The following is an 18,034-nucleotide window of genomic DNA, read 5'->3' as shown; positions in this document are numbered from 1 at the left end:
ACGCCGGAGGCCGCGTCATTGCGGGCTCCCGCAACGACGGTACGGCACCGGGCGAAGTTCAGATAGGGGAGAGACCGGTCGGCGTGGTGGCCGCAAGGGACGGGATGCGCCGCCGCTGACGCATCCCGCCCCGGCTAGCGGGGTACGTGCGTCATGAGCACGTGGCCGTAGGCAGGTTGGTGCTGCCGTTCTTGTACACGGTGATGCCGAAGTTGTTGCCGGAGCCGTTGGGCGTCGCGGTCAGCGTGCCGGTGCTGCCGCTGACGTTGGCGTTCCAACTGTTCTGCAGGGACTGTCCGCCGGAGAGATTGATACGGGTGGTCCAGCTGTTGGTGCCGCTGACCGAGAGGTTCACGTTGAACCGGTCGCCCCACTCCTGGCCCCGGGTCACGTTGACGGTGCAGGACGTGCCTCCGCCTCCGCCCCCGCCGCCGCCGGTTCCGACGGTGATGTTGGAGTTGCCGCTGCTCTGGAAGCCCTCCGTCGCCATGATCTGGTAGTCGTGGTTGCCGAGGTTCATGCCGCGCGCTGCCCAGGCGTCGAAGTGCGCGCCGGCGGAGATGGTGCCGCCCGTGCGCTTCCCCTGGCGGACGCTCCAGTACTGCGGGAACGTCCTGGTGCCCTCGATCGACGGCTGGTTGTAGCGCATCGTCCGGTAGATGTCGTAGGTGCCGCCGTCTGTGGTCACGGTGCCCTGGTACTCGCCGGTGGGCCGGTAGGTGCCCCAGTTGTCGACCACGTAGTACTCGACGAGCGGGTTGCGGGTCCACCCGTAGAGCGTGAGGTAGGCGTTGCCGGAGGGGTTGAACGTGCCGGAGTAGCTCACGTTGCGCCGGGCGCCGGTGGCCCAGCCCTTACCGGCCACGAAGTTGCCGGTGTTGCTCCACTGGGTGGAGTAGTTGCCGCCCGACCCGAGGTTCATCGAGACGGTTCCCGGCGCGTCGGTCCAGAACGAGTAGAAGTACCCGCCGTGGTTGCCGGTCTCGTTGCGGTCCACTGCGGCTGCGGGGCCGGCGGTGGCCACCATCCCGGCCGCGAGCAGGGTCAGAGTGGCGCCGATGCTTGCCAGCGTCTTGAGCAGGCGGCCGCGGCGCGGCGGACCTGATCGCTCGGTAAACGATTTCGCAGTGGTAAACGTTTTCGCCATGTCGCACCTCGTTGTACTTGGCAGTGAGCGGATACATGCGTGACGCGCACGGGTCCCGAACAGCGGCGTCCAGGTGACCGGCATCCTTGCAGGCAGGGTCGATGGCTTCGACGTCGACTGCCTGCCGGTAGCAAGTGTGCACACGGCGCACGGCTGGGTCAAGGGTGGCGAGTCGGCCTGAGGGTGTCGGGTGCCCGCCCCCGCGCACCGGAGTCGGCGTGCGGAAGCGGCCACCCAGACGTATGACGTGAGCGGGACGGTGCTCGGATCAAATGGCTCGGCGGGCGAAACGCTGGTTCGTGCTGCCGTTGTAGGTGTACTGGGAGATGCGGGCGCCGTCGGCGGACGACCTCTCCCAGACGTCCATGGCCAGGCCGGACTGCCGGTTGATGATGCTGACGACGTCGCCGCCGTGCTCCGTGAGGCGCCACTGCTGGCTGGTGGCGCCGGTGTCGGCCTGCTGGGTGATGTCGGCCCCGTTGCTGTTGTTCGCGACCTGGAGGACCAGGCCGGAGTGCCGCGCCTTGATCTTGACGTGGCCGTTGTCGGTGTCGATGAACTCGAACTGCTGGTTGGTCCCGCCGGTGGAGGACCACTGGTGCAGCAGGGCGCCGGCGGCGGTGGAGACCCCGTTGATGTCGGCGTGCTTGCCGCTGTGCTGGGCCATCAGGGTGTAGGTGCCGGGTTCGCTGGGCGTGTCGCCACCCAGCTGGGCCTCCCACCTGGTGTCGCTTCCGGCCGCGTCGGCCGGGAGGCGGTCGCGCGCGGCGGTGTCCCCGTACATGGTCCAGCGCGCCCAGTCGACGACGGTGTTCCTGAATCGCCGATCGTCCCAGAAGCTGGAGTGGCCGCCGCCGAGGAAGGTGAGGAATGCCTTCGGCCACGTGATCTCGTTGTACGCCTGTCGTCCCGAGGAGTACGCCGTGGTCGGGTCCTGGTCGCCGTGGACGAACAGGACCTTGGCGTTGACCGTGCTGGACGGGGTGCCCATGTCGAGGCAGGACTGCGGGTTGGCGGAGATGATGCGGCTGTCGGGCCAGGAGGTCAGCAGGCCGTGGGTGGTCATACCACCCATCGAGTGGCCGCAGACGCCGACGCCGATGTCGGTGTTGATGTGCCCGGCCAGGGGACCGCTGTTGTTGAGCGCCAGGGTGTTGGTGAGGGCCTGGGAGACGTCGCGGGAGGTGTAGCCGTTGTTGACGTCGTTCAGGTTGTGGTTGAAGTGCGGGGCCGGGACGATGAAGCCTGCCGCGGCCAGCTCCGGCGCGAACGTGGAGTTCTCCGGGTTCCCGCCCAGGCCGTGGGTGTAGTTGTACACCGGGAAGACGCCGTCGGCGGGCGGAGCGTCCACGACGGGGCTGCCGCCCGGTGTGCCGGCGGCCGGGTAGAAGACGAACGTGGTGACCTGGCGGCTACCACGGGTCCAGCTGTACCGACGCACACCGACCCTGAACGGCGTGGCCGGCGCGGGACCGGCGAGCGAGGAGCTGGCGGATACCGGGCCGGCGAGCGAGGAGCTGGAGCCGAAGAGGGACCCGCTCACGCCGAGCGTCGCGGCCGCGCTCAGCCCGAGGAAAGTTCGTCGATGCATTGACATGAGAGCTCCTTCAAGGAAGTTCTGCTGTTCGTTCCGGTGCGGCGTTCCGAGGCAGACTGCTGTATCGATCCACCGACTCCGGGTCCCACCGCGGAGTGAGGGGGGCCGCCCGTGGGCCGGGCGGCCCCCCCTACGTTCAGCTGGTGCGGGTAAGGGCCGCGGAATCGAAGTTGATCCAGTTGCCGCCGTTCGCGTTCGAGTGGAACCCGATCTCGATCTGCCCGTTGGTGACGTGGATGTTCGTGATCGACACCTGCGTCCACTGCGCGGTCACCGGCAGGTTGGCCTGGCGTTCGCTGCCGCCGTACCCCTTTGCGTACATGCGTGCGGCGTTCTGGCCGCCGCCGTTCATGACCCAGGCGGTGAGCGTGTACGTCCCGTTCGGGACGCTGCGCGACTGGTAGGTCGAGGTGATGTAGGGGGAGCTCTTCCAGTGCGTGAACTTGGCGGCGCCCTGGTGGATGCTCCCGCGCGTCTCTCTGAAGCCCGCGTCGGTGTTCGTGCTCTGGGCCCAGCCGCTCGCCGTTCTGCCGCTGCCGGACTCGAAGCTCCCGTTGGCGAGCACGTTCTCGCCGGGTCCAGGTCCGGGGCCGCCACCTCCACCGGTCACCTCGCCGAAGAAGTCCAGTGTCGAGAGCTTGTTCCCGTTGTGGTCGAACAGGGTCTGGTTGTCCCAGGAGTTGCTCTGCCCGGCGTGGTCGTTGATGTACGTCATCCCGGCCTGCGTGGCCCAGGTGGTGTCTCCGGTCCACGCAGCCTCCCACCAGACCAGGCCGCGTCCGCGGTCATTCGGCACGTCGGCGATGGCGTCCTGCAGGTCGCGCAGGAACCGTGTCTGGCCTGCCACGGTAGCGGGGTAGCCGGACTCGTTCGCGTGGCTGCTGGTGAAGATGTTGCCGCGACCGTCGCCGTCGGCGAGGGTCCAGGCGTACGCGGTCTCGACGACCATGACGTCCTTGCCGTAGCGCGCGGCCACGTCGTTCATGTTTGTGCGCAGCTGGTTCATGGTGCCGTGCCAGTACGGGTAGTACGACATGGCGATGATGTCGTACGGGACGCCCTGGTTGCGGGCGTTGTCGAACCAGGTGCGGTAGGCGGCGTTGTTGCCGCCGCGGTCGAGGTGCAGCGCGATCTCGATTCCGGTGCCGCCCTCGTGGACGCCCGCGATGCCGGCCTTGAGCAGGCCGCCGAGCTGCGACCAGTTGGAGGTGCTGCCGGTCGGCTGCAGCATCCCGTGGGTGATCTCGTTGCCCACCTGGACGATGTCGGGCTTCGCGCCCGCGGCGCTCATCCGGGAGACGACGTCGCGGGAGTAGGTGCGCACCGCGGTGGTCAGCTGGCTGTAGGACATGTTCTGCCAGGCCTTGGGCTTGATCTGCTTGCCAGGGTCGGCCCAGAAGTCGGAGTAGTGGAGGTCGAGCAGGACGTCCATGCCGAGGCTCTTGGCGCGCTGGGCCAGCGCGATGGTCTTCGCCAGGTCGTTCGTGCCGCCACCGTAGGGCCGGCCCGAGGCGTCGTACGGGTTGTTCCACAGCCGCAGCCGCACCAGGTTGGCGCCGCTGTCGGCCATGATCTGCAGTGCGTCGCCCTGCACACCGCCGTCGTAGAAGCGCTCGCCGTCGGCCTCGACCTCGGCAAGCGTGCCGACGTCGACGCCCATGTAGAAGTCGCTCCTGACGGCCTGGGCGGGGGAGGCTGTGGCGAACGTGGCAAAACCCATAGCGGCCACCACGGCAACCGCGATCATCCGTCTCATCTGTCGCTCCTTTGCGATCCTTTGCGATCGGACGCTCTGCATGGCAGCCGCAGGGGATGTCTCAGCCCTTCGGAGGGTTCAGAGCGAGGCTCAATGTATCGATACATCGGTTTGCGGTCAATGGTTTGGACGGTTGGTCAGCTGCGACGGCGTGCCGCTCGATACCACAGCACGGGCCACCTTGTGGACGCTGCGTGTCGGACGCCGCGGACCGGAGGTAGCGTGCAGGAGCCGCCCACCCCGCATGGCGTGCGGCCATCCAGCATCGAAGGAGCTGAACAGTCATGAGTCGTCCCCTGCGCTCCCGGACGTCCACCCACGGCCGCAACATGGCCGGAGCCCGCGCCCTGTGGCGCGCCACGGGCATGGGTGCCGAGGACTTCGGGAAGCCGATCATCGCGATCGCGAACTCGTACACGCAGTTCGTGCCGGGGCACGTACACCTCAAGGACATGGGTGACCTCGTGGCGTCCGCGATCCGCGAGGCGGGCGGCGTCGCCAAGGAGTTCAACACGATCGCCGTCGACGACGGCATCGCCATGGGACACGCAGGGATGCTCTACTCCCTGCCCAGCCGCGACCTCATCGCAGACTCGGTCGAGTACATGGTGCAGGCGCACACCGCTGACGCCATCGTGTGCATCTCGAACTGCGACAAGATCACGCCGGGCATGCTCAACGCCGCGCTGCGACTGAACATCCCGGTGATCTTCGTGTCGGGCGGGCCCATGGAGGCCGGCAAGGCCGTCGTGGCGAACGGTGTCGCGAAGACTCCGCTGAACCTGATCAACGCGATCAACTACTCGGCCGACGAGAACGTGGACGATGCGGCGCTCGGTCTGGTCGAGGAGAACGCCTGCCCCACGTGCGGCTCGTGCTCCGGGATGTTCACCGCGAACTCGATGAACTGCCTCACCGAGGCGCTGGGCCTGTCGCTGCCGGGCAACGGCTCGACGCTCGCGACGCACGCGGCCCGCAAGGAGCTGTTCCTCGAGGCCGGCCGCACCATCGTCGACCTCGCCCGCCGGTACTACGAGGACGAGGACGACACCGCCGCCCCGCGCGGGATCGCCACCAAGGCGGCGTTCGCGAACGCGATGACGCTCGACGTCGCGATGGGCGGCTCGACCAACACCGTGCTGCACATCCTCGCCGCGGCCCAGGAGGCCGAGGTCGACTTCACGCTCGCCGACATCGAGGGCATCAGCCGCCGGGTGCCGTGCCTGTCGAAGGTCGCGCCGAACCACCCGGACTACCACATGGAGGACGTCCACCGGGCGGGGGGCATTCCCGCGCTGCTGGGCGAGCTCGACCGGGGCGGCCTGCTCGACCACGACGTCACCTCGGTGCACACGCCCACGCTCCGCGCGTGGCTCGACGACTGGGACATCCGCGGCGGCAAGGCCACCGAGCGGGCGCTCGGCCTGTTCCACGCGGCGCCGGGCGGGGTGCGCACCACCAAGGCGTTCTCGACGAACAACCAGTGGGAGACCCTCGACACCGACGGCGCGGGCGGCTGCATCCGCTCGGTCGAGCACGCGTACACCGTCGAGGGCGGCCTCGCGGTGCTGCGCGGCAACCTCGCGGAGGACGGCGCCGTGTTCAAGACGGCGGGCGTCGACCCGGACGTGTTCCACTTCGTCGGCAAGGCGCTGGTCTGCGAGTCGCAGGACGAGGCCGTCGAGAAGATCCTGACCAAGCAGGTCGAGCCGGGACACGTCGTGGTCGTGCGCTACGAGGGCCCCGCCGGCGGACCGGGCATGCAGGAGATGCTCTACCCGACGTCCTACATCAAGGGCCGCGGCCTGGGGAAGGTCGTCGCCCTCATCACGGACGGCCGGTTCTCGGGCGGCTCCAGCGGCATCTCCGTGGGGCACGTCTCCCCGGAGGCGGCCGCGGGCGGCACCATCGGCCTGATCGAGGACGGCGACGAGATCGAGATCGACGTCGACACCCGCATGATCCGGGTCAACGTGCCGGACGATGTGCTCGCCGAGCGCCGCGCCAAGATGGAGTCCTCGGAGCGGCCGTGGCAGCCCGTGGACCGCGACCGGTACGTGTCCCCGGCGCTGCAGGCCTACGCGGCCCTCGCGACGTCGGCCGACAAGGGCGCCGTGCGGGACGTGGCCCGGCTCCGGCGCCGCTGACCGGTCCGGGTGCGGCGCCTCGGGGTGCCGCACCCGGGCCCGGGTGGTCCGCGGCGGACGACGATGTTCGAGTGTCGGTGACTCGTGCCATGGTGGGGGCCTGACGACACACACCCCAGGAGTGACCCATGACCGACGCGATCACCGCCGCCGAGTTCACCGCGGGCGAGGGGACGGGTGACTGGCGTGTGCTCAGAAGTTCCGCCGTCGCGCGCTTCGCCACCGGCTCGTTCACCCGGGGAGTGCGGCTGGTGACCCGCATCGGCGCCCTCGCGGAGGCCGCGAACCATCATCCGGACGTCGACCTGCGCTACGGGTCCGTCACGGTGCGGACCTGGTCGCACGACGTCGGCGCCCTGTCCGCGCGGGACGTCGCGCTCGCCCGGGAGATCTCGATGGCCGCCCGCGAGCTGGACGTCGCGGCGGACCCCGCACGGGTCAGCGACGTCGCCCTCTGCATCGATGCGACGGCGGGCCCCCAGGTGCAGGCGTTCTGGCAGGCGCTGCTGGGTCACGACGCAGGCCCGGACCCCGCGGGCGACGCGGCCGCGGCGCGGCTGAGCGACCCGGACCGGCGACTGCCGGCGGTCTGGTTCCAGCAGTCCGACGAGCGGCGGGATCAGCGCAACCGCATCCACGTGGACGTGTGGGTGCCGTACGACCACGCCGAGCGACGGGTCGCGGCGGCGCTCGCGGCGGGTGGCCGGCTGGTCACCGACGAGTTCGCCCCGGCCTGGTGGGTGCTCGCCGACGTCGAGGGCAACGAGGCATGCGTCTCCACGTGGCAGGACCAGTTCTAAAAGATAGTGAGATCCGGCCGCAGGGCGAGTAAGGTCTCTCGCTTGTGCGCCCGCCCCCTTCCCCAGCCCGGAACCCCTACTGGCGGTTCCTGGTAGCGGGATTCCGCGGGCAGTCCGCCTACCCGCTGGCCACGCTCGCCGGCCTGGTGGCGAACGCGACCTTCGGCCTGCTCAAGGGCGGGATCATGGGCGCGGCCGTCGAGAGCTCGGGCGGTGAGCTCGCCGGCTACTCCGCGGCGACCATGGCGGCGTTCGTCTGGCTGGGCCAGGGCATGCTCGGCTCGGTGAACTTCTGGGGCGGCAGCGACCTCCAGACCCGGATCAAGTCGGGCGACGTCGCCGTCGACTTCCTGCGGCCCGTGAGCGTGCAGGCGGCCAACGTGCTGACGGACATCGGCAAGGGGCTGTTCGCCCTGCTGCCCCGCGGGCTGCCGAGCGTCGTCATCGGGGTGCTCGTCTCCAGCATGGCCCTGCCGCCCGATGCTGCCGCGTACGCGCTGGGGCTGACCAGCCTGCTGATCGGCATCGCGGTCTCGCACGCCACCGTCTACGTGGTAGCCACCTCGGGGTTCTGGCTGGTGGAGACCCGCGGCGTCAGCGTGTTCTACATGGCGGTCTCCGGATTCTTCGCCGGCCTGTTCACGCCGATCTACCTGTTCCCGGACTGGCTGCTGACCTTCGCGCTGCTCACGCCCTTCCCGTCGATGATGCAGTTCCCCATCGACGTGCTCTCCGGGCAGGTCACCGGTTCCGCGGCGTGGCAGCACCTCGGAGTACAGCTGGTGTGGCTGGCGGTGGTGCTCGTCGTCGGGCACCTGACCACGCGGGCCGGGCGCCGCCGGCTGGAGGTGCAGGGTGGCTGACGTGCGCCGGGCGCGGGTGCTGCGCGCCTACCGGGCGGTCCTCGCGAGCCGTGCGCGCTCGCAGGCGAGCCACCGGACCAGCTTCCGGATGGACCTGGTCGGGGCGATGCTCGTCGGGCTCATCGAGTTCACCGAGATCTGGGTGCTGTACTCGGCGACGGACCAGATCGGCGGGTTCACGCTCGCCCAGATCATGCTCGTGTTCGGCCTGTCCGACCTCGCGTTCTCCCTGGCCGACCTGGTCGCGGGGCACTGCGACAACCTTCCGACCTACGTGCGCGCGGGCACGCTCGACGTGTTCTTCCTGCGGCCGCAGCCGCTGCTGGCGCAGCTGATGACCAGCGACCTCAGCCTGCGCCGGATCGGGCGGTGCCTGGTGGGTGCGACGGCGCTCACCGTGGGGCTGGTGCTCAACGACATCGACTGGAGCGTCGGCACCGTCGGCCTGCTGGCGCTCGCCCTGGTCTCCGGGTTCGTCATCTTCACCGCGCAGTTCGTCACCGCCGCCGGGCTGCAGTTCTTCCTGATCAACGGCTCCGAGATGACCAACGCGTTCGTCTACGGCGGCCGGTACGCCGCCACACAGCCGGCCGGTGTGTGGCCGCGCGCCCTGCTGGTCGTCTTCGGCGGCATCTTTCCTGTCGCCTTCGCGGCCTACCTGCCGGTGGCCACGCTGCTCGGCATGCCGGGCCCCGCCGGGCTGCCGACCTGGCTCGGTTGGTTCGCGCCGGTCGCCGCCCTCTGGGCGGCCGCCGTCGCGGGGCTGTGCTGGCGCTGGGGCCTTCGTCACTACCGAGGAGCAGGTGGATGAACATCATCGAGACCGACGGCCTGACCCGGGTGTTCACGGGGCGGCCCGACCGGAAGAACGGGTTCCGCCGCAGCAGGCACGTCGCCGTCGACGACCTCGACCTGACCGTCGAGGCGGGCGAGGCGGTCGGCTACATCGGGGCCAACGGCGCCGGGAAGTCGACGACGATCAAGATGCTCGTCGGCATCCTGGTGCCCACGAGCGGCACGGTGACCACCGTCGGGCTGCACCCCCTGAAGCAGCGCCGCGCGCTGGCCCGCCGGATCGGCGTGGTCTTCGGGCAGCGGTCCCAGCTCTGGTGGGACCTGCCGGTGGGGGAGTCGTTCTCCATCCTCTCGGCCATCCACTCCCTGTCCGCGGCCGACGAACGCACCAGGACCGCCGAGCTGGTCGACATGCTCGAGATGGGCGAGTTCCTGAGCACCCCGGTGCGCCAGCTCTCGCTGGGCCAGCGCATGCGGGCCGAGGTCGCCGCCGCGCTGCTGCACCGGCCCGAGCTGCTGATCCTCGACGAGCCGACCATCGGCCTGGACGTGCTGTCCAAGCAGCGCCTGCGCGAGTTCCTCGTGGCGCAGCGGCGCGAGCACGGCACGACACTGCTGCTCACCACGCACGACATGGGCGACGTCGAGCGGCTCTGCGACCGGATCCTCGTCGTGGACCACGGCAGGCTCGCGTTCGACGGCACCCTCGGCGGACTGGCCAGGACCGTCGGAGCCCGGCGCGAGCTCGTCGTCGACCTCGCCACCCCGACGGGCGACCTGGTGGACCTGGACGGCGCGGAGCACGTCCGCAGCGAGTCGGGCGGCCTGCGGCAGCGCCTCGCCTTCGACCCGCAGCGCACGACGGCGGCCCGCGTGCTCGCCGCGGTCGCCGAGCGGGCGGAGGTGCTGGACCTCTCGATCGCCGAGCCCGACATCGAGGACGTGGTCCGCGAGATCTACCGCGCCACCCGCCGCTGACCACCTGCTGCGCCCACGACAGAGCGTGGTCAGGTGCGGGTGACGAGCAGCTCCGACCAGGCGGGGATCAGTACGTCCCGGGCCGCCCGACGGCGGACGACACGCAGCGGCCGGTCCTCCGACCACAGCATCCGCAGCAGGGTGCCGATCTCGGCCCGGGCCAGCGCCGCGCCCAGGCACAGGTGCCGACCGGCGCCGAACCACAGCTGGCGAGACTCGCGCACGTACGGGCGGTCGGCGCGGAACGGCCCCGCGGCGGCGTTCGCCGACCAGACCAGCAGCATGATCCGGTCGCCGGCACGCAGCTGTGCGCCGCCCACCTCGACGTCGGCCGCGACCCCTCTGCCGATCACCGACGCCGGGCTCGTCACCCGCAGCCCCTCGCGCACCACGTTCTCGACCGGGTCACCCTCCCCGGGGTTCAGCAGCCCGGCCGTACGCTCGTCGTCCCCGTCCCGCCCGGGCGTCGGGGCCGTCGCATCCGGCTCGGCACCCGCACGGACCGCCGCGAGCATCCGGTGCTGCTCACCCGTGTCGATCAGCAGGGCGGTGATCCGGCCCATGGCGCTCGCGGCGGTCTCGGTGCCCGCGACCATGAGGAGCGAGGCCAGGCCGGACGTCTCGGTGAGCCCGAGGCCGAGCTCCCGGCACCGGCCGAGCAGGGTGTCCGGCGGCGCGTTCCGCCAGCCGTCGGGGATCCCGGCGTTCAGCTCGGCGACGATGCCCTGCGCGGTAGCCACCTGGTCCGGCGTCAGGATCGTCGATCCAGCGGTGCCGAGGGCCACGGAGGCCAGCCGCTCGCCGGTCTCGAAGATCCCCAGCGCGCCCTCGTCGTCGGGCCAGGACCCGCCGTGTCCCGCGGGCCGAGGGATGCCCAGCAGGCTGATGACCATGCGGCCCACCAGGGCGCGGGAGAGGCGCGCGACGTCCAGCGTGCCGCCCGAGCGCAGCACCTCGCCCGCGACGGCGACCCGGTCGTCCCAGGCGGCGCTCACGAGGTCGCGCGAGACGGCCTCCGTGAACAGCTCGCGCGTGCGGGTACGCAGGTCGTGGTGCCCGGCGCCGTCGAACAGGTCGAGCACCCAGTCGCCGAGGATCTGGGCCCACAGGTTCCCGACACCACCCTCGCCGAGGATCGTGAACGAACGGTGGTCACGGAGGACCGTGCGGGCCACCACCGGGTCCGCCGAGACCCACCCGATGCCGGGCACTTTCCGAACCGGTGAACCGCCGAGAGGTGACCCCTGGGCGGCCGTGCCGGCCAGGAGCAGCCCCGCCATCGCGGGCCGGGCGCGGTAGAGGAGGCCCAGCTCGTGCCGGGTGGTCGGGAGGGTTTGGATCACGGCCGTCACATTACGGGCGGGTGGAACCGGCGCGGTACCGAGCCGGGCGATCAGCCGTAGAGGTTCTGGACGTCCAGCTCGATCGGGAACGGCAGGTCGACCTTGAGGGTGTCCCGGAAGATGCCGGTCGGCACGTAGGTCCTTGTCATGTCGTCAAGCTCGTAGACATGGATCGTGGTGACCGCGTCGACGTCCTCGACCCGCCAGAAACTGCGGATGCCTGCCTCGGCGTACTTGTGCGGCTTCACTGCCCTGTCGCGATGCTCCGACTCCGGGGAGACCACCTCGACCGCAAGGACGATGTCCTTGGCGTCGTACCAGGTGGCATCTGGCGGGATCGACTTGGTCGACGCGATCACGTCGGGCTCGGGCCGATTGCGCTCGTCGAGGCGGACGGTCATCTTGCTGTTGATGTCGATCGCGTCTGGTACCTGTGAACTCAAGGTGCTGTGGAGGGCGTGGATCACACGGCTGTGCCAATGGCATTGAGGAAACATCCTGAAGACGAGGGTTCCGTCGATCAGCTCCGTGTTGTTGGGTGCCTCCGGAAGGTTATCCAGGTCTTCGGCGAGCCAACCCTCCGGGCGTGGAGGACGCATCCAGTCCGGTAGCGAAGTCATCTCTAGACGTTAAAACGTCTAGCCGTCACCGGCGCGTTATGGGCGTGCCCTACTCTGTCGCGGGTGCTTCCCGAACCGGCCGCCGTGCTGAACCCGGCACCTACTCGACCTGCTGAGCCCTCCGCGTCGCCCCGGCCGTCCCCGCGCCCCGTCGCCCGCATCGCCGGCGTCGCCGTGCACCTGCCCGAGCGCACGCGCGACGTGGCCGAGGCCGAGCGCGAGCTGCACCGCAGGAACCCGAAGGTCGCGCCTCGCATCCCGATGGTCTCGCGCCTGACGGGAGTGCGCCGCATCCACGTGGCCGACGACGACCAGCAGGCCTCGGACCTCGCCGTCGCCGCCTCCCGGACGGTCCTGGACCGTGCGGGCCTGCGGTCGGCCGACGTCGACCTCCTGCTCTTCGCCTCCGCCACGCAGGACATGATCGAGCCGGCGACCAGCCACATCGTGGCCGCCAAGCTCGGCGTCCGCGCACCGGTGATGGACGTCAAGAACGCATGCAACTCCGTGCTCAACGGCATAGAGGTGGCCGAGGCGCTCATCGGCACCGGCCGGTACCGCCGTGTGCTCGTCGCGTGCGGCGAGATGCCCACGCGCGGGGTGCGCTGGGACGTGCCCGACCGCAGCACGTACGCGATGTCCGCGGCCGGCTACACGATGTCCGACGCCGGGGCCGCGGTGCTCGTCGAGGCGACCGGCGCCCGGACCGAGGACGGTTTCGAGGACGACCTGGCGGCCGAGCTCGCCGGGCTCGTCGAGCCCGCGGACAAGCCGTCGGGGATCCTCGCCTCGGTGTTCACCGCCGAGTCGCAGCACTGGGACGTCGGCATGCTCCCGGGCGGCGGCACCGTGAACCCGCGTGACCCCGAGCGCAGCTACTTCGAGATCGACGGCTCGCGGCTGCGCGAGGCCTTCGTCGCCTTCGGCCCGGGCCCCGTGGAGCAGGCGCTGGCCGCCGCGGGCGTGACCATCGACGACGTCGCGCTCATCGCCGTGCACCAGGTGGCGGTCGCCTACCTCGCGGACGTGCACCGGGCGCTCGGCGTACCGGCGGACCGCACGATCCTCACGGTGGCCGACCACGGCAACATCGCCTCGGCGACGCTGCCCCTGCAGCTCGCCACGGCGCTGGAGTCCGGCCGTCTGCGGCGCGGCGACGTCGTGCTGCTGCTCGGCCTGGCCGGCGGGATCAGCATGGGCGCGATGGTGGTCCGGTGGTGAGCGACGGACAGCTCGGCCCGGTGGCGGGACGCCCGCGGCTCGCCGTCGTCGTGCCCGCGCTGAACGAGGCCCACGAGCACGGGATCCTGCGCACGCTCGAGGCGCTGCACGCGCAGGAGGACGACGACTTCGACCTGGTGGTCGTGGACAACGGGTCCACCGACGGCACGCCCGACATCGTGCGCAAGGCGATCGCCGACCGGGGGCGGCTGCGCTGGCAGGTCGTCACCGAGGACCAGAAGGGGACCGGCTCCGCCGCGGACACCGGCATGCGCGCGGCGATCGCGCTCGGCGCCGAGCTGCTGGCCCGGACGGATGCCGACTGCCTGCCGCCGCCGGGGTGGACGAGCGCGGTGCGGGAGGCGTTCGCGTCGGGCGACGAGCTCGTCGCCGGTCGGCTCGTCCCGCGCGACGACGACCTGCCCGTATCAAGGTTCCAGCAGGCCGTGCTGTCGTTCGCGCTGTGGGCGTCGAGCACGTTCGGCAAGATCCGGCCCGGGAACCAGGACGAGGGGTATCTCGGTCCGTACGTCATGACGCCCGGCTGCAACATGGCGATCACCGCGTCCCTGTACGAGCGGGCGGGCGGGTTCCCGCGTACCCGGATCGAGGACCTGCACGAGGACCGCGCGCTGGTCAACGCGGTACGGCGGCTGACGACGCGGTACGCCGAGCACCGCACGGTGTGGGTGCGTGCGTCGACGCGCCGCGTGCACGCCTGGGGGCTCGTGCGCACGCTCGGCTGGTACGCCGACCACCGCTACCGGCCCGAGGTGGTGGACATCCGATGACGGCTTCCTTGGCAGCGGCTGCCGTGCCAGCGGCTGCCGTGGTCGATCGCCGACCACCCGTGGTCACCGCACAGGGCCTCGGCTGGGCCTCGCCCGAGGCCTTCTGGGAGGAACGCGTGCAGCGCGCCGCGCACCCCCTCGCATACCCGGCGCTGCGGTCCGCACGGGACCGGCCGGTGGTGCGGGTGCCGCGCATCGGGGTGGTCGTGAGCGACGCGGAGCTCGCCCGCGAGGTGCTGCTCGACCTGGACCACTTCTCGAAGGTGGGCCCGGGAGCGCCGTCGGACCTGTGGACGCCGGTGCTCGGGCCGTCGGTGCTGCTCAACATGGAGGGTGCCGAGCACGCCGCGCTGCGGCGCGCGCTGGGGCCGCTGTTCTCGCCCCGGGCGGTCCGTGAGCTCGTGGCAGCGGACGGCGACCGCGGTGCGGGCGTGCTGCCGGAGCTGACGCGGCGGCTCGCCGCGGGGGAGACCGTCGACCTGGCGGCGGCGGTCGGCGCCCAGGCCGGCGCGGTGATCTGCGGGATGGTGGGGCTGCCGCCGACCGACGACGCGGTGCGCTCGTCGATGACCGCCGCGCAGACGATCACCGGGATGGTGCGGCTGCACAGGCACGGGCTCACCCGGTCCCAGGTGGCGCAGGCGCGCACCGTGCTGGAGCAGCTCACCGCGCCCGCGCGAGCGGCCTACCGCGCCGGCGACCCGGCGACCGTCCCTGGGCGGATGCGCGACCTGGGGCTGTCCGAGCGGGAGGCGATGGGGGCCGTCGGGGCGTTCGTGCTCACCGGGACGGAGACCATCCAGTCGTTCGTGCCGCGGCTCGTGGCCATCGCGCACGACACCGGGTGGACCACGCGCCTGCTGGCGGACGACGCGCAGCTGCGCAGGCGCGCCGTCGAGGAGGGGCTGCGCGTCACCGTGCCGACCCCCGCGATGCTGCGTTCGGTGCGGGCCGACACGTCGGTGGGCGGCGTGCCGGTCACCGCGGGGGACCGTGTGGTGATCGCCACCGTGAACTGCTGCCGGGCGGGCGGCGGGTTCGATCCCGATCGGCCGATCGAACCCGCGGTGCGGCACCTCTGGTTCGGGGCGGGCCCGCACTTCTGCCTGGGCATGCCGCTCGCGATGGCGCAGGTCGACGTGGTCCTCGACGCGCTCGCGGCGGCAGCGTCGGACGGGCGCGTGCCGGTCGTGGGACGACGCCGCGCCGCACGCGGCGTGCTGGTCCCCGCGTACAGCTCGCTGGAGCTCGGCCTGCGGGGCGCGGACGGCGCAGCGAGCCTGGTCCCGGCGCCGGCCTGGACGGGGGAGGCGTCGTGAAGCACCTCGTCGACGAGCTGCTGGACGTCGCGCGGAGCACGCCCGACGTCGTCGCGCTCCGCTGGTTCGGCGGCCGTGACGGCGGGCGTGTGCGCGAGGAGGTGACGTTCGGCGGCCTCGCCGAACGGGTGGAGCGGACGGCGGCCGCTCTGCGTGCGCTGGGCATGGAGCCCGGCGACCGCGTGCTGTTCAGCATCCGGCCCCGTCCGGAGGGCGTGGTCCTGTGCCTCGCGGTCCTGCGGGCGGGGGGCGCGGTGGTGTTCGTGGACCCGGGGTCGACGCCGGAGCTGTTCGCGGCGCGGATCGCGGCGGCGAGGCCGCGCTGGGCCGCGACGGAGGCGCTGCTGTACGCGGCGTCGTCGGGGCCGTTGCGGGGGATCGCGCGGTCGCGCGGCCTGCTGCTCCCGGACTACGGGCAGCTGCCGGTGCGGCACCTGTACACCGGCCGGTGGTTGCCCGGCGTGCCGCGGGGCGCGCACCGCGTGGCTCGGCTGGTGCGGGCGGTTCCCGGGACTGTCCAGGCCCCGGAGGAGGTGGCGGAGGCGGACCGGGAGGCGCTGGTCGTCTTCACGTCCGGGACGACCTCGGACCCGAAGGCGGTGGTGCACACCGCGCGCACGCTCGGCGGCATGCTTGACCTGTTCGCGCAGGTCGGGGACCTGAAGTCGGGGCAGCGGGCGCATACGGACCAGATGTTCCTCGGGCTGCCGGCGATCATCGCGGGCGGTACGTGGGAGATTCCCGCGAAGGCCCCGAAGGATGCGCCGGAGGCGTTCGCGCGCGGGGTCGCGGGGGCGGACTCCTCGTTCCTCGTGCCCGCGGACGTGACCGCGCTGCTCGACGTCCTGGAAGCCGGGAGCGACGCGGGGCCTGCCGCGAGCGCAGCGGGTCCGGCCGTGCTCGCGGTCGGTGCGGCGCCCGTCACGGTCGCGCTGCTCGAACGTGGCCGCCGTGTCCTGCCGGGCACGCGCTGGCTCGCCGTGTACGGCGCCACCGAGATCCTGCCGGCGGCGGTGACCGACGCGGACGAGAAGATCGCGGCGGCCGCGGCCGGGGATCTCGTCGGCCGTCCGCTCGGCGGCATAGGTGTGCGGATCGACACGGAGGCGGCGCGGGACCCGGCGGACCCAGGGGACCCGGAGGACTCCGCCGATCCGGACGACGCTCGCGAGGTGGGCGAGCTCGTGCTGACGGGTCCGTCCCTGATGGCCGGGTATCTCGCCGACCTCGACGCGGGCGGGGCGCGAGCGGTCGAGCACCGCACCGGCGACCTCGCCTATCAGGACGCCGAGGGGTGGATCGTGCTCGTCGGTCGGAACCGGGACATGATCATCCGCGGGACGGTGAACATCTACCCGGGCCTGTTCGAGCCCCGGCTGCGGGCGCTGCCGGGCGTTGCCGACGCCGTGCTGGTCGGTGTTCCGGTGCCCGACGGCGACGAGCGGGTGGTCCTCGTCGTCACTGCTGAGGGCGGCACCCGGGAGGCGGGCGCTCCGGTGGTCCGGACGGGTACCGAGCTGGCCCGGGCGGTCGCCGACCAGGTGGCACAGGTCCTGGACCACGGTGCACTGCCGGACCTGGTCGTCGAGGCGACGTATCTGCCGGTCGCCGGCCGGTCCCGGAAGCCTGATCGTCGTGCACTGGTCAACTTGGTTTCACCGCTGACAGGTACAGTGCGCGCATGAGGGTGGCGGTGACCGGTTCGTCTGGTTTTGTTGGTGGTGCAGTGGTCCGCGACCTGGCGGCGCGCGGACACGAGGTGATCGCGTTCTCGCGCCGGGTTCCGTGCCTGCCCGTCGGCTCGCCGCATCAGGCCGTGCACCAGGTCTGGGACCTCCGGGACGGGCCGCTGGCCAAGGAGGACCGGCCGGAGCACGTCGACGCCGTCGTCCACTGCGGTGCCGCGGTGCGGGACGGCGGCAGCCACGCCCGCGCCTGGGTGGTCAACGTCGAGGGCACCCGCGCGGTGCGCGAGACGTTCCCGGAGGCGCGGTTCGTGCACGTGTCCTCGGGCAGCGTGTACGACCCCCGCACCCCGAGCCTCACGGTGAGCGAGACGGAGGCGCCGGCACACGGCTACGTCAACGCCTACGGTTCCACCAAGGCGGCCGCTGAGCGGTACCTGACCGCCGACGCCGCACGCGGGGACCGGGGTCCCGTCATCGTCCTGCGGCCGCATGCGGTCTACGGCCCCGGTGACACGACACTGCTGCCGCGCCTCGAGTCGGCGGCGGTCGGCGCCTGGCTGCCGATCCCCGGTGGCGGCAAGGTGCGTCAGCACCTCACGCACGTCGACACCCTGGTGCTGGCGATCCGCGCGGCGCTGGTCGCCGACGTCGAGCCCGAGGCAGCCGCCGGCCGTCCGCTCGTGGCCAACGTGGCGGACGCCCGGCCCGTCGACCTTCACGAGACGCTCGAGCTGCTGATGTTCGCCAGGTTCCGGCCCGTGCAGGTGGTGGGCATCCCGGTCCGGCTCGCCAACGCCCTGGCCTGGGCGGGCGAGCGGGTGTCCCGCTGGACGGGCCGCGAGCCACGCCTGTCGCGGTACGCCATCAGCCACCTCGCGATGGAGCGCACCTACGACCTCACGGTGCTGCGCGAGCGGCTCGGCGTCGACCCGGCGCCGACGTCGCTGCACGGCGCGATGAGCTGGTAGT

At 71.6% G+C, this 18,034-nt stretch carries 15 protein-coding genes; 10 read left to right on the top strand and 5 right to left on the bottom strand.

All coding sequences use genetic code 11. The annotated features are described in order from the left end of the window. Positions 1 to 151: 151 nt before the first annotated feature. The 3 genes from ACQEVI_RS06655 to ACQEVI_RS06645 all read right to left on the bottom strand — a co-directional run bounded on the left by ACQEVI_RS06655 (position 152) and on the right by ACQEVI_RS06645 (position 4,500). A complete protein-coding gene (locus ACQEVI_RS06655; RefSeq protein WP_432895922.1) occupies positions 152 to 1,147 on the bottom strand; it encodes a glycoside hydrolase family 11 protein in 996 nt (331 codons plus the stop codon). A gap of 268 nt (positions 1,148 to 1,415) precedes the next feature. Beyond that, positions 1,416 to 2,738 carry an RICIN domain-containing protein gene (locus ACQEVI_RS06650; RefSeq protein WP_432895920.1) on the bottom strand — a complete coding sequence of 441 codons (1,323 nt, stop codon included), beginning with the start codon at positions 2,736 to 2,738 and terminating at the stop codon, positions 1,416 to 1,418. A gap of 142 nt (positions 2,739 to 2,880) precedes the next feature. Next, positions 2,881 to 4,500, bottom strand: a complete 1,620-nt coding sequence (locus ACQEVI_RS06645; RefSeq protein WP_432895918.1) for a glycoside hydrolase family 53 protein — start codon at positions 4,498 to 4,500, stop codon at positions 2,881 to 2,883. Positions 4,501 to 4,784: 284 nt separating this feature from the next. Between ACQEVI_RS06645 and ilvD the strand changes: the two genes are divergently transcribed. The 5 genes from ilvD to ACQEVI_RS06620 all read left to right on the top strand — a co-directional run bounded on the left by ilvD (position 4,785) and on the right by ACQEVI_RS06620 (position 10,083). Further along, positions 4,785 to 6,647 (top strand): dihydroxy-acid dehydratase, encoded by a 1,863-nt coding sequence (ilvD, locus tag ACQEVI_RS06640; protein ID WP_432895916.1) that lies wholly within the window; start codon positions 4,785 to 4,787, stop codon positions 6,645 to 6,647. A gap of 128 nt (positions 6,648 to 6,775) precedes the next feature. Further along, positions 6,776 to 7,447 (top strand): VOC family protein, encoded by a 672-nt coding sequence (locus tag ACQEVI_RS06635; RefSeq protein WP_432895914.1) that lies wholly within the window; start codon positions 6,776 to 6,778, stop codon positions 7,445 to 7,447. Between the two features lie 44 nt (positions 7,448 to 7,491). Beyond that, on the top strand, positions 7,492 to 8,310 hold the full coding sequence (locus ACQEVI_RS06630; RefSeq protein WP_432895912.1) for an ABC transporter permease: 819 nt from the start codon (positions 7,492 to 7,494) through the stop codon (positions 8,308 to 8,310). Then, on the top strand, positions 8,303 to 9,121 hold the full coding sequence (locus ACQEVI_RS06625; RefSeq protein WP_432895910.1) for an ABC transporter permease: 819 nt from the start codon (positions 8,303 to 8,305) through the stop codon (positions 9,119 to 9,121). The genes ACQEVI_RS06630 and ACQEVI_RS06625 overlap by 8 nt, the downstream gene beginning before the upstream one ends. Next, positions 9,118 to 10,083 carry an ABC transporter ATP-binding protein gene (locus tag ACQEVI_RS06620; RefSeq protein WP_432895908.1) on the top strand — a complete coding sequence of 322 codons (966 nt, stop codon included), beginning with the start codon at positions 9,118 to 9,120 and terminating at the stop codon, positions 10,081 to 10,083. The genes ACQEVI_RS06625 and ACQEVI_RS06620 overlap by 4 nt, the downstream gene beginning before the upstream one ends. Positions 10,084 to 10,112: 29 nt before the next feature. Here the strand turns inward: ACQEVI_RS06620 and ACQEVI_RS06615 are convergent, their stop codons facing one another. Together ACQEVI_RS06615 and ACQEVI_RS06610 are read right to left on the bottom strand one after the other, a co-directional pair. Next, positions 10,113 to 11,426 (bottom strand): cytochrome P450, encoded by a 1,314-nt coding sequence (locus tag ACQEVI_RS06615; protein WP_432895905.1) that lies wholly within the window; start codon positions 11,424 to 11,426, stop codon positions 10,113 to 10,115. 50 nt (positions 11,427 to 11,476) lie between these two features. After that, entirely contained in the window at positions 11,477 to 12,046 is a 570-nt protein-coding gene (locus tag ACQEVI_RS06610; protein ID WP_432895903.1) for a Uma2 family endonuclease, read from the bottom strand. 63 nt (positions 12,047 to 12,109) lie between these two features. Between ACQEVI_RS06610 and ACQEVI_RS06605 the strand changes: the two genes are divergently transcribed. Genes ACQEVI_RS06605 through ACQEVI_RS06585 form a run of 5 tightly spaced genes read left to right on the top strand, consistent with a single transcriptional unit; the run spans position 12,110 to position 18,033 of the window. After that, the gene (locus ACQEVI_RS06605; protein WP_432895901.1) at positions 12,110 to 13,267 is read left to right on the top strand and encodes a 3-oxoacyl-ACP synthase III family protein; all 1,158 of its coding nucleotides are present in this window, start codon (positions 12,110 to 12,112) and stop codon (positions 13,265 to 13,267) included. Beyond that, a complete protein-coding gene (locus ACQEVI_RS06600; protein WP_432895898.1) occupies positions 13,264 to 14,058 on the top strand; it encodes a glycosyltransferase in 795 nt (264 codons plus the stop codon). The genes ACQEVI_RS06605 and ACQEVI_RS06600 overlap by 4 nt, the downstream gene beginning before the upstream one ends. Next, the gene (locus tag ACQEVI_RS06595; protein ID WP_432895896.1) at positions 14,055 to 15,377 is read left to right on the top strand and encodes a cytochrome P450; all 1,323 of its coding nucleotides are present in this window, start codon (positions 14,055 to 14,057) and stop codon (positions 15,375 to 15,377) included. Before ACQEVI_RS06600 ends, ACQEVI_RS06595 begins: the two co-directional genes overlap by 4 nt. Further along, positions 15,374 to 17,062 carry an AMP-binding protein gene (locus ACQEVI_RS06590; protein WP_432895894.1) on the top strand — a complete coding sequence of 563 codons (1,689 nt, stop codon included), beginning with the start codon at positions 15,374 to 15,376 and terminating at the stop codon, positions 17,060 to 17,062. The genes ACQEVI_RS06595 and ACQEVI_RS06590 overlap by 4 nt, the downstream gene beginning before the upstream one ends. After that, positions 17,059 to 18,033: an NAD-dependent epimerase/dehydratase family protein gene (locus ACQEVI_RS06585; protein ID WP_432895892.1), complete on the top strand. Its 975-nt coding sequence runs from the start codon at positions 17,059 to 17,061 to the stop codon at positions 18,031 to 18,033. Before ACQEVI_RS06590 ends, ACQEVI_RS06585 begins: the two co-directional genes overlap by 4 nt. The last annotated feature ends 1 nt before the right edge of the window (position 18,034 follow it).

The organism is Promicromonospora sp. CA-289599, assembly GCF_050936155.1.
Taxonomy (GTDB): domain Bacteria; phylum Actinomycetota; class Actinomycetes; order Actinomycetales; family Cellulomonadaceae; genus Promicromonospora.
Note: the sequence above shows the minus strand (reverse complement) of the source record. Positions and strands in the feature narration are given on the sequence as shown.